This window comes from Micromonospora sp. DT62 (genome assembly GCF_049847285.1).
Taxonomy (GTDB): domain Bacteria; phylum Actinomycetota; class Actinomycetes; order Mycobacteriales; family Micromonosporaceae; genus Micromonospora; species Micromonospora reichwaldensis.
In genome coordinates this window covers 51,085-62,584 of the sequence record NZ_JBNCOB010000023.1, presented here as the reverse complement: position 1 = coordinate 62,584, position 11,500 = coordinate 51,085, and the positions used below count along the sequence as shown (strand labels likewise).

11 protein-coding genes are annotated in these 11,500 nt (G+C 70.5%); 9 read left to right on the top strand and 2 right to left on the bottom strand.

The genetic code is table 11. From position 1 onward, the window contains the following. Position 1 precedes the first annotated feature (1 nt). The 9 genes from ACPXCB_RS25330 to ACPXCB_RS25290 all read left to right on the top strand — a co-directional run bounded on the left by ACPXCB_RS25330 (position 2) and on the right by ACPXCB_RS25290 (position 10,493). On the top strand, positions 2-244 hold the full coding sequence (locus ACPXCB_RS25330) for a phosphopantetheine-binding protein (RefSeq protein ID WP_101409372.1): 243 nt from the start codon (positions 2-4) through the stop codon (positions 242-244). Then, positions 241-1,152 carry a diiron oxygenase gene (locus tag ACPXCB_RS25325; protein WP_425878056.1) on the top strand — a complete coding sequence of 304 codons (912 nt, stop codon included), beginning with the start codon at positions 241-243 and terminating at the stop codon, positions 1,150-1,152. The genes ACPXCB_RS25330 and ACPXCB_RS25325 overlap by 4 nt, the downstream gene beginning before the upstream one ends. After that, positions 1,149-2,651 (top strand): AMP-binding protein, encoded by a 1,503-nt coding sequence (locus ACPXCB_RS25320; protein ID WP_425878055.1) that lies wholly within the window; start codon positions 1,149-1,151, stop codon positions 2,649-2,651. Before ACPXCB_RS25325 ends, ACPXCB_RS25320 begins: the two co-directional genes overlap by 4 nt. Continuing rightward, the gene (locus ACPXCB_RS25315) at positions 2,644-3,552 is read left to right on the top strand and encodes a thiamine pyrophosphate-dependent dehydrogenase E1 component subunit alpha (protein WP_425878054.1); all 909 of its coding nucleotides are present in this window, start codon (positions 2,644-2,646) and stop codon (positions 3,550-3,552) included. Before ACPXCB_RS25320 ends, ACPXCB_RS25315 begins: the two co-directional genes overlap by 8 nt. Then, a complete protein-coding gene (locus tag ACPXCB_RS25310; protein WP_425878052.1) occupies positions 3,545-4,567 on the top strand; it encodes an alpha-ketoacid dehydrogenase subunit beta in 1,023 nt (340 codons plus the stop codon). Before ACPXCB_RS25315 ends, ACPXCB_RS25310 begins: the two co-directional genes overlap by 8 nt. Beyond that, the gene (locus ACPXCB_RS25305) at positions 4,560-5,633 is read left to right on the top strand and encodes a 2-oxo acid dehydrogenase subunit E2 (RefSeq protein WP_425878051.1); all 1,074 of its coding nucleotides are present in this window, start codon (positions 4,560-4,562) and stop codon (positions 5,631-5,633) included. Before ACPXCB_RS25310 ends, ACPXCB_RS25305 begins: the two co-directional genes overlap by 8 nt. Before the next feature lie 737 nt (positions 5,634-6,370). Continuing rightward, on the top strand, positions 6,371-7,051 hold the full coding sequence (locus ACPXCB_RS25300; RefSeq protein WP_393171030.1) for a CmcI family methyltransferase: 681 nt from the start codon (positions 6,371-6,373) through the stop codon (positions 7,049-7,051). A gap of 410 nt (positions 7,052-7,461) precedes the next feature. Then, entirely contained in the window at positions 7,462-9,495 is a 2,034-nt protein-coding gene (locus ACPXCB_RS25295) for a hypothetical protein (protein ID WP_425878050.1), read from the top strand. 95 nt (positions 9,496-9,590) lie between these two features. Next, positions 9,591-10,493 carry a hypothetical protein gene (locus ACPXCB_RS25290; RefSeq protein ID WP_425878048.1) on the top strand — a complete coding sequence of 301 codons (903 nt, stop codon included), beginning with the start codon at positions 9,591-9,593 and terminating at the stop codon, positions 10,491-10,493. A gap of 136 nt (positions 10,494-10,629) precedes the next feature. Here the strand turns inward: ACPXCB_RS25290 and ACPXCB_RS25285 are convergent, their stop codons facing one another. Both ACPXCB_RS25285 and ACPXCB_RS25280 read right to left on the bottom strand, forming a co-directional pair. Beyond that, positions 10,630-10,827, bottom strand: a complete 198-nt coding sequence (locus ACPXCB_RS25285) for a hypothetical protein (protein ID WP_311411230.1) — start codon at positions 10,825-10,827, stop codon at positions 10,630-10,632. Between the two features lie 216 nt (positions 10,828-11,043). Then, positions 11,044-11,226, bottom strand: a complete 183-nt coding sequence (locus ACPXCB_RS25280; RefSeq protein WP_425878046.1) for a hypothetical protein — start codon at positions 11,224-11,226, stop codon at positions 11,044-11,046. Between the last annotated feature and the right edge of the window lie 274 nt (positions 11,227-11,500).

Here is an 11,500-nt window from a genome sequence, read left to right as displayed (position 1 = left end):
CATGGTGGATTGGCCACCCGCCTTTGAACCACTCATTCGGGAGCGCAGTCGGCTGCTCAGTGCCGACTCGCCCCTGGAGCCTGACCAGAGCCTGACCGAGCTCGGTGTCGACTCGCTCGAAGTGGTCGAGTTGATCGTCAACCTGGAGACCGAGTTCGACATCGAGATCCCACCCGAGCTGCTGCAGCCGGAGGTCTTCGCGACTCCGGGCACCATCTGGAACGCGGTCAGGAGCCTGATGTGACCGGCCCCGTCGAGGAGGGACACGCGGACATGCACCAGTCGTGGGAGCGGCTCACCACGGTCGCCGCCAGGTTGAGCGACCAGGCGCGGGACCAGCGCTACCACGTCTTCGACATCTTCGACTGGCCGGCGGAACTGCCGACGGACCAGTTCTGGATGAGTCCGGAGCTGACGACGTGTTACGGCACCGCGGTGTGGGACCGCCTGTCGGATGCCGAACGGGTGCGCCTGACCCAGGCCGAGGCGGTGAACTTCTTCAGTCTCAACGTCCACCTCATCCGTGAGCTGATCGGCGAGGTGGCCGGGCGGATCTACGACACGCGGTACCCGGGCCTGTCGGAGTTCTTCCACGACTTCATCCACGAAGAGAACGAACACATGTGGTTCTTCGCCCAGTTCTGCCAGCGGTACGGGGGGAAGGTCTACAAGACCAAACGCGTCGCCGGCAACGCGATCGAGGGTGGCCCCGCCATCCGTGACCTCGTCATCTTCGGTCGCATCCTCATCGCGGAGGAGCTGTGCGACTACTACAACGCGAAGATGGCGACCGACGGCCGGCTGCCGCAGATCGCGCAGCAGATCAACGCCGTCCACCACCAGGACGAGTCGCGACACATCGCCTTCGGTCGGCAGATGATGCGGGCGCTGTACGAGGAGGCGAAGCAGAGCGCGACGCCGGAGGAGATGGCGGGCGCCGCGACGTACCTGGCCCGCTACGTCAGCTCGTGCCTGCGGGCGTTCTACCACCCCGAGGTGTACGCGGACGCCGCTCTTCCCGAGGCCCGGCGGATCCGCGCCGAAGTGCTCGGCGACGAGTACCGTCAGGAGTTCCATCGGACCGTGATGCACAAGACCAGCCGCTTCTTCGACCGGTTGGGGCTCTTCACGGAAGACGCGGTGGCCTGGTGACCGGTCAGCTGCCCCAACGTCTGCTGCACGAGTGGTTCATCGCCGGCCTGGCGATGGCGCCGGACCGGGTCGCGCTGCGGATCGGTCGCCAGGAGTGGACGTACACGGAGCTGGACCAGGTGGCTCGGCGCTGGGCCGGCGGGCTGGTCGCGTGCGGGGCGCGGAGCGTCGGCATCCTCGCGGTGCGCAGCATCGAGTCGTACGCCGGGCTCCTCGCCACGCTCTACGCCGGCGCGACGGCGGTGCCGCTCAGCCCGGGCTTCCCCGCCGCGCGTACCTGCCGGATGGCGGCGCAGGCCGGCGTCGACACGCTGATCGTCGACCGGTCGGGGGCGGCGGCGCTGGCGCACCTCACGGCGGCCCTGCCCGGCCTCACGGTGGCGGCGCAGGCCGCGACGCCGCTGGACGCCCTGCCCCGGGCCGGCTACGACGACGTGGCGTACGTGCTGTTCACCTCGGGCTCCACCGGCCGGCCCAAGGGCGCGGCGATCACGCACGCCAACATGGACAGCTTCCTGCGGTACAACCTCGACCGTTACGACCTGGGCCCGAGCGACGTGTGCTCGCAGACCTTCGACCAGACCTTCGACCTGGCGATGTTCGACCTCTTCGTGGCCTGGGGCGCGGGCGCCACTGTGGTGTCCACACCGCCGCAGGTGTTCACCGCGTTGCCGGAGTTCCTGGCCGCCGAGCGGGTGACGTTCTGGTTCTCCGTGCCCAGCGCCATCACTCTGGTGCGGCGCCGGGGCGGGCTGACCCCCGGCTCGATGCCGACGCTGCGGTGGAGCCTCTTCTGCGGTGAGGCGCTGCGCATGACGGACGCCGAGGACTGGCAGCGGGCGGCCGCCGGATCGGTGGTGGAGAACCTGTACGGCCCGACCGAGCTGACCATCGCCTGCTCCGCGCACCGGCTGTCCGAGGACTCCGCCGACCTCGCCGTGCACGGGGTCGTCCCCATCGGCGCGCCGTACCCGCATCTCAGGTACCGCATCGTCGAGGACGGCGTCGATGGCACCGAGGGCGAGCTGTGCGTGACCGGGCAGCAGATGTTCCCCGGGTATCTCGATCCGGCCGACGACGAGGGTCGCTTCCACGACGGCGACTCGGTGCGCTGGTACCGCACCGGCGACCGGGTCCGGGAGTGCGCCGGCGGTGAACTCGTCTATCTCGGTCGGGTCGACCGGCAGGTGAAGGTCCGCGGCTACCGGGTCGAGCTGGACGAGCTGGAGTGGCACGTCGGGCAGTTGCCGGGGGTGGAACGGGCCGTCGCGGTGGCGTTCGAGGCGGCCGGGCGGACGGAGCTGGCGGTGTTCTACGTCGGCACCCCGGGCGTGGACATCCGTCGCCCGATGTCCTCGATCCTGCCGGGATACATGGTTCCGCTGCTGTGCCGCGACATCGACGCCTTCCCGCACACGGCGAACGGCAAGATCGACCGTGGGGTGCTCGCCGCACGGGCCCGGGACCTCGTGGCCGGCGGACAGGTCACCCATGCGTGAGAGCCGGCTGCGCCCGCTGGCCGACTCCACCCTCGGGGCGATGCTGTCCATCCGGCGCTTCGAGTACGCGGTACTCGACCTGCTCGGCCGGGGACTGATCCCGGGCACCAGCCACACCTGCCTCGGCCAGGAGTACGTCCCGGTCGTGGTCGAGTCTTTGCTGCGCCACGACGACGAGGTGTTCAGCAACCACCGGGGACATGGCCACTTCCTGGCGCGGTACGACGATCCGGCGGGCCTGCTCGCCGAGCTCGCGGGCCGTGAGGGCGCGTTGTGCGGCGGGATGGGCGGTTCGCAGCACATCCGCCGCCCGGGCTTCATGTCCACCGGCATCCAGGGGCAACTGGTGCCGGTCGCGGTGGGCACCGCCTTCGACATGCGGCGCACCGGAACGAACTCGATCTCCGTGGTCTACGTCGGGGATGGCACCTGGGGCGAGGGGGTGGTGTACGAGGCGCTCAACCTCGCCGCGCTCTGGCGGGTGCCGATGGTCGTCGTCGTCGAACACAACGGGATCGCCCAGTCCACCCCGACCTCGGCGCAGATGGCCGGTAGCGTCGCCGACCGCTGTGCCGCCTTCGGCATCCGCCACGTGAGGGTGACCGGCATCGACGTCGACGCCATCCGGGCCAGCCTGGCGCCGCTCGTCGCCGCCGTACGTCACGACGGGTCTCCGTTGGTGGTCGAGTTCGACACGGTGCGGCTCGGCCCGCACAGCAAGGGCGACGACACCCGCACGTCGGCGGAGCTCGAGGCCGTCGCCGGGCGTGACTGGTACCCGCACTACCGTGCGGCGTTTCCGGAGCAGGTCGACCGCCTGGACGCGGCGGCGACCGGGAAGATCCGCACCGTGGTCGAGTCGGTGCTCGCCCGACCGCTGATCGGTGCCGGTCATGGTTGAGCCGGGGGCCGAGCGGGTCGGGGAGGGCCTCAACCGTGCCCTGGCGACCCTGCTCGCGGAGAGGCCGGATCTCCATCTGGTCGGCGAGGACATGGCCGACCCGTACGGCGGCGCCTTCGGCGTCACCCGCGGGCTGTCCACCGGGTATCCCGAACGGGTCCTCAGCACTCCGATCAGCGAGCAGGCGATCGTGGGCTTCGCGGTCGGCCTGGCCCTGCGGGGCCGGGAGGCGGTGGTCGAGGTGATGTTCTCCGACTTCGCCACGCTGTGCTTCGACCAGATCGTCAACCTGGCCAGCAAGGCCGTCACGATGTACGGCGCACCGGTGCGGATGCCGCTGGTGATCCGGTGCCCGACGGGGGGCAACCGCGGATACGGGCCCACCCACAGCCAGAGCCTGCAGAAGCACTTCGTGGGCGTCCCCAACCTCGCCGTGCACGAGCTGAGCCCGGTGCACGACGCGCACGCCACACTGGCCCGGATCCTCGACTCGGGGGCTCCCGCGATGCACTTCGAGGACAAGGTGCTCTACGGCCGTCGACGGTTCGGCGCGGCGGCCGGAGACGAGCTGTTCCACTGCGAGCGGATCGGTGGCGCCTGCGACTTCGCCGTGCTGGGCGTGCGCGGGGTCGACCGGGCCGACGTCGTGGTCATCGCACCGGGCGGCCTCACCGACAGGGTGCTCGCCGGGATGCGGGGTGCCTACCTGGGTGACGAGATCGCGGTGCGTGCGGTGGTGCCGTCGCGGCTCTATCCGTTCGACCCCGCGCCGCTGGCTGCTCTGGTCGCCGGGGCCGGACGGGTGGTGGTCGTCGAGGACGCGACAGCCGGCGGCACGTGGGGGGCCGAGGTGGCCCACACCATCCACCAGCAGATGTGGGACCTGCTGTCCCAGCCCGTCCGGCTGCTCCACGCGCCGCCGAGCACCATCCCCGCCGCACCCCACCTCGAGCGTGCGGTACTGGTCCAGGCGGACGACATCCGCGCCGTGGTGACGGCGGTCGCCGGTGGGTGACATCCGGCTGCCGCGGCTCAACGCGACCGACGAGGAGTACACGCTGATCGAGTGGCTGGTCGGCGACGGGGCGCCGGTCGAGGCGGGCACCGCGGTAGCTCTGGTGGAGACCTCCAAGGCGGCGCACGAACTCGTCGCGGACGACGCCGGTGTCCTGTGGCAGCGGACGTCCGCACCGTCGACCTGCCGCCCGGGGGAGGTGGTGGCGACCGTCGGCGGGGACGACCGTCCGCCGCCGGTGCGGCAGACTGCCGATCCGGATTCGATCACCATCACCGAGCCGGCCCGGCGGCTGATGGCCGAACACGGTGTGGCGGAGGCGGACGTACGGTCGATCGGCAAGCCGGTCGTCGCGCGGTCGGACATCGAACAGCTGGTCGCCGGGCAGGCGGCGCCGGCCACGGCCGAGCGGGTGACCATGTCCGCGGCCCAGCGACGGGTCGCCCGTACGGTGTCCACCTCGCACCGCGAGATCCCCGCCGCGTACGCGGTCGTCAAGGTGGTCGCCGATCGACTGAAACAACGCCTGCGTGACGAGGCGGCGACCATCGGATTCGTCGGCATCCCGGAGCTGGTGGTCGAGGCGATCGCGGCGCAGCGGGCGGAGTTCCCGCTGTGCTACGCGCGAGCGGATAGCGATCAGGCGGCGACGGTTCGGCCGGGAGCGCACGTCGGTGTCACCATCGACGTCGGGAGGGGCCTCTACCTGCCGGTCGTCGCCGACGCCGACACCCGGCCGCTGCGGGACATCGCCGCCGACCTGTTGCGGTTCCGTCGCGCTGCCGTGCGCGGGGAATTCGCCGAGGCTGATCTGGCCGGGTCGAACATCGCGCTCACGATACATACGGACGCGGACGTCGTGCATGCGCAGCCGATCATCTTCCCGGAACACACATGCGCGGTCTCTCTCGCCTCGATGCAGCGCGAGTTGGTGCTTCAGAATGATGGTTCGGTCACCACCAGTGACTATTTCCATCTGGGTTTGGCATACGACCATCGTTTTGTCAACGGTCGGTCGGCGGTGGCGTTCCTGCGCGCGGTCAAGGCCGATCTGGAGGGCGGTTGATAGCCCCCTTGGCAGTTGTCAGTTGAACGCGACCAACGCGACATCACCCGTGGACATGACGGAGGTATCCTATGGCCCCCAGCCCGCTATGGAAGGGCTGTCGATCCGTGTGGAACCTGTGGACTTGAGTCCGCCGCCACGGCTTGCGGATCGAACCCGTCGGGTGGAGAAGGACCGAGGATGCGGAAAGGGGGTGAATCACAATGATGGAGCTTGAGTTCGAGGCCGTCGACATCCGCGAGATGGCCGACGAGGAGCTGGACGACGTCGTGGGCGCGGCCCGTTGCATGTGATTCGTCCGACCATCTGGTCGGGTGCAGTGTGACCGATGATGCGGGGAGGGGGGTGAACCAACATGACCGAGGTTACTTTCGAGGCCGTCGACATCCGTGAGATGGCCGACAGCGAGCTGGACGATGTCGTCGGCGGCCCGTTCGCCTGCCAGTAAGGCGGCAGGAGGCGCTTGGGCATCTCGCTCAGGCGCCTCCGTCCGCCTTGTCGGCGACGTGGGCGGCGGGTCCCGTGTCGCACCTGCCGGCATTGGCGGGGATCAGACGGTCACGGTCCGGAACCGGCCGTGACCGATGGTTACGGTTATGGAACGAGCCGCAGTGCCCGACCCTTTCCCAGGCGTGCCTCCTGGGCGTTTTGTTCGAGAAAAGGGGTCACCCGGTGCCGGCGATTTTTTTGTCAGAGGCATGATCACCGGCCAGCATTTGTCGTGATAGTTTCCCCCCATGGATGCTGATGTTTCTGGGGCCGTGGACACGTTCCAGCGGGCCTTTTACAAGAGCAAGGTGTGGCGTCGCCGGACATGGCTCGGCGTGGCGTGTCACCAGAATCCGATGGACATGTGGATGATCCAGGAGATCATTCACGAAACGCGACCTGATCTGATCATCGAGACCGGGACCCGACACGGTGGGTCCGCACTCTATTACGCGACCATGCTCGGACTCGTCGGTAACGGCCGGGTCGCGACGGTCGACGTCAAGCCCGAACATCTCACCGGACCGAGCGGCTGGATCGACGGCGAAGGAATGGCGGTCGACTCGCCGTACTTCGACCGGGTCGACACCATGACCGGGTCGTCCGTCGACCCTGCCGTCGTCGCCCAGATGCGGGAAAAGGCGCAGGCCGTCGAGCGGGTCATGGTGATCCTCGACAGCGACCACAGCAAGCAGCACGTCCTCGCGGAACTCGCGGCGTACGCCGACCTGGTGACGCCGGGCTGCTACCTGATCGTGCAGGACACCAACCTCAGCGGGCACCCGGTCCAGGCGGGGCCGTGGGAACCGGGCGACGGCCCCTGGGAGGCGCTCGAGGAATTCCTGCCCGATCAGCGCTTCGAAGTCGACAGGTCGAAGGAGGAACTGATGTTCACCTGGTTCCCTGGCGGCTATCTGCGACGAGTGTGAGGATGCCCGACGCGCAGTCGTCATCGCACCAGCCACCAACTTGATTCCTGACTCCCGGGGCCCTGCGGGAATCGCGACCGGGCACGGAAACAGCCCTTGGCCGATGAACTTCTTGTCCAGAGAAGGGCATCAGTGACCAAGGGCTGTTCTGGTGGCCGGTCCGTAGGGCCGCGGTGTGGCGGTCGACGGCCTGTCGCCGGCGGAGGCGTCGACGGGCGACCCGTCGGCGCTCACCGACGCGGATCGTGAGCTGCGCCGTGCCGAACCGCTGGAATCGGCGTGCCGGGGATACCGGCGGCGAGTAGCGCCCTCTTGCCGAGATCCATTCACGAGCGTAGGAAGAAGACCACGCTCCACCACCATCGTCGGCCCCTGCCTCGGACCACGGTCCGGTGCCGAAGGAGATGCGCGTGACCACACCCAGACGGCTCCGTCTCGCCGTGTCCGTGCTGGTGACCGCAGGCGCGGTCCTGCTCGGCGCGGCCGCCGCCGCGGCGCCGCCCGCGACTCCCGCACCGGCCGGGCACCAGGACTGCGACCCGATTGACCCGACGGCCTGCCTGCTGCCGTTCCCGAACGACTACTTCACCGTGCCGGACCGCAGCAGCCCGACCGGCAAGCGGGTGCGCTTCCCGGCCTCCGCGATGCCCGCCAACGCGCAGGGAACCCCGATCGACCCGACGGAATGGAACCGGCAGGACGGGTTCAGTCCCGGCTCGCCGATCCTGGTGCGGGTGCCCGGCCTCGACGCGGCGGCGACCGGGATCGCGCCGGTCACCGACATCGGCCGCTCGTTGGCGCCGGACGCGCCGATCGTGCTGCTCGACGCCCGGACCGGTAGGCGCACGCCGTACTGGGCCGAGCTGGACGCGCACGCGGCCGGCCAGCCGGAGCGGCAGTTGCTGATCATCCGGCCGGCGGTGGCGCTGACCGAGGGCACCCGGTACGTCGTCGGCCTGCGCGGCATGCGCGACGGCACCGGGGCGCTGATCCCGGCGCCGAAGGCGTTCACGGCGTACGTGACCGGCGCCGGCCTCGGCCATCGGGACCGTCGCGTCCCGCAGATGAAGCGGATCCTCGCCGACCTGACCAGGGCCGGCGTCAAGCGGCACAGCCTCCACCTGGCCTGGGACTTCACCGTGGCCAGCCGGCACGGTCTGACCGGGCGGATGCTGGCGATCCGCGACGGCGCGTTCGCCGCCCTCCGTCGGGCGGCACCGTCGTTCACCGTGACCCAGGTGACCGACTACCCGCCGGAGCAGGAGCCGCTGATCGCCCGGCAGGTGACCGGCACCATCGGCGTACCGTCGTATCTGACCGGCGACGGCGGGCCCGGCTCCCGGCTGCACTACGGGCCGACCGGCGGCGGCGGAGCGCCACCGACGCCGAACGCCCTGCCCACACCGTCCGGCGCGACGGTGGCGGCCGACTTCGTCTGCAACATCCCGCGCAGTGCCTCCGCCGCGAAGCCGGCACACCTCTCGCTCTACGGCCACGGCCTGCTCGGCAAGCCGACCGAGATCAACGCCGGCAACGTCAAGACCATGTCGCAGACGTACGACTTCACCTTCTGCGCGACCAGCTGGATCGGCATGGCCGCCGCCGACGTCCCCTACGTGGCCGGCGCCTTCACCGACCTCAGCGGCTTCCCCGCGGTGGCCGACCGGTTGCAGCAGAGCTACCTGAATTTCCTCTTCCTGGGCCGGGCGATGATCCACCCGGGCGGGTTCGCCGCCCACCCGGCGTTCCGGGACGTCACCGCACGGCCGCTGATCGACGTGGCCGGCGGGCTGCACTACGACGGCAACAGCCAGGGCGGCATCAACGGCGGCGCGCTCACCGCCATCGCCCAGGACTGGACCCGGTCGGTGCTCGGCGTGCCGGCGATGAACTACTCCACGCTGCTGCAACGCAGCGTGGCCTTCACCCCGTTCCAGACGATCATGGACGGCTACTACCCGGACAAGGTCGACCAGCAGCTGATCCTCGCGCTGCTGCAGATGTTGTGGGACCGCTCCGAGGCCAACGGGTACGCCCAGCACATGACCGACCGCCCGCTGCCGGGCACCCCGGCACACCAGGTGCTGATGCACGTGGCCTTCGGCGACCAGCAGGTTTCCCCCGCCGCGGCGGAGGTCCAGGCGCGCACCATCGGCGCCCGCCTGCACGCCCCCGCGCTCGCCGGCGGCTGGTCACCGGACGTGCGGCCGTACTGGGGCATCGCGCCGATCCGCAGGTACCCGTACACCGGCTCGGCGATGGTGGTCTGGAACAGCGGCGCGGCGTACGCGCCACCGCCGACGAACCTCGCCCCGGCCGGGCCGGAGTACGGCGAGGACTCGCACGAGTTCCCGCGCGCCCAGGCCGCGGCCCAGAGACAGAAGGCGGTGTTCCTGCTCACCGGCAAGGTGATCGACGTCTGTGGGCGGAAGCCCTGCGCGTGACGCGGTGACCCGTCGGGCCGGGCGGCGACCCGTCACGTCGGGCGGCCGACCCGGCCCGGCGGGCCCGCGCCGCGGCCCGTGACATGATGGCGCCCATGGGGAAACAGCAGGACGTCGACGGACCCGACCGTCACAGTGGGTCAGGTGCCGCCGACGCGACGGGCGGCAGCGTCGACGCGCGGCTCGCCGTCGCGCAGGACCCCGCCACGCCACAGATGACCCTCATCGATCTGGCGTCCGACCCGTCGGCCGTGGTCCGTAAGGCCGTCGCGACCCGTACCGACGCGCCCGCGCAGGCACTGCGCCCGCTGACCCGGGACCGTGACCGCGACGTCCGGGAGGCCGTGGCGAGAAACTCCTCGACCTCGATCGGCAATCTCCTGGTACTCGTCAAGGACGCCGACCGGTGGGTCCGCTGGGCCGTCGCCGGTAACCCGGCCTGCAACGAGTCGGTCCGCCGGGTGATGGCGGAGGCTTCCGACAAGGAGCTTCGCGGCCTCCTGGCGGAGACGCGTGACCTGGAGCCCGAGTTGGCCGCGCGGCTGGTCGACGACGTCTCGCCCGAGGTGCGGGAACGGCTCGCCACCCACACCCACGACCCCGACGTGATCACCGCCCTGATGGCCGACCGCACCGCCCGCGTACGCAAGGGGCTCGCCCGCAACCCGCGGACCACCGCCGCCCAGCGCAGCGCACTCGCCCAGGATCCCGTGGTGGACGTCCGCGTCGCGCTGGTGCTCGCGGTCGAGCTGGACGACGCGGATCTGCGCCGCCTGGTCGACGACCGCTCGGTGCAGGTGCGGATGGCGTTGGCGACGTCGGAGGTGGTGCCGCCGCACATCCGGCAGGCGCTCGGCGGCGATCCCGACGAGATGGTTGCCGCTGCGGCGCGGGACTTCCGCCCCGGGACGGGCAACGCCACGGTGGTGCGGGCTCCGCGCATCGGCCACCGGGCCTCCGGAGCCGGCCGGGGTCGGCCCGGCGGCGCCCGCCGCTGAGGCTGGTGGAGCCGCCGTCATCCGCCCCGCGCGCCTCGCGGCCGTCGCCCGTACCCGATTCCAGGACGCCGTCGTGTCCGGGCCGCCACGTGGCAGCACGAGGAACACCGGCGCGAACACCGGATCGTCGAGGGTGTCATTCGCAGCGGTCCTCGCCGCCCCGCCCGTACGGCTCGCAGCAGTCCGGTCGGTGCCGGAACACGATCAGGGTGTGACCGTGGCGCTCCTCGCGGTCGCCGGTCCGCTCGTACAGGCAGGCACCCCACACCACTGTCTCGCCTCGGCCGTCGACCACCTGCCCGTCGCCAGGGCCGTGCCGCAGCAACACCCTCACACCGGCGACGCTACCCCCGCTCGCCGGTGCGCCGTAAGGACTTCCGAAGCGGGACCGGGCGTTCCGGGATGGCTGCCCAGGCGAGGCAGCCCTGCGGATCCGCCCTCCTTGCCCTTGCCCTCGACACCGTAGGAGCATCGAAATGGCAAGATCAGTGCCTTCGGGCGGGTTCTCGTCGCGTGGCGGGCCCTGGTGATCCTTGCCCGCCCAGGTCTGTCAGTGTCTGCCGCCGTCGCCGGCCGAATGCGACGACCGGTTCGGTGGCTTCCGCAACCACAGCCACACCCCGGTCAGGAGGCACGCCGCGCCCAGGAACGCGATCGCCGACTCGGCCAGCTCGGGGAGGTCGTCAAGGAACGGGAACGTGTGCGAGGCGGCCAGCGCCACAAGCGCGATCAAGAACAGAAGGACGGCAAGGACCCGCTGTCGAACCATGGTTGATTGGATCACAGCGGTCGGCGCGGGGACCTCCCGCCCGGGAGGCCCCCGCCGGTCGCTCAGGCGGCGTAGATGTACTTGTTGTTCCCTACCGCCAGCACGGCCGCCGTGGAGCCGCGGACCCCGCTGTTCAGATTGCGCCAGCCGGTGTTGCTGGCCGTCTCGTGCACGTAGCCGCCGGTGACGCTGTAGACCAACTTCGCCCCGTTGAAGTGCAGCGCGGCCAGGGCCGTGC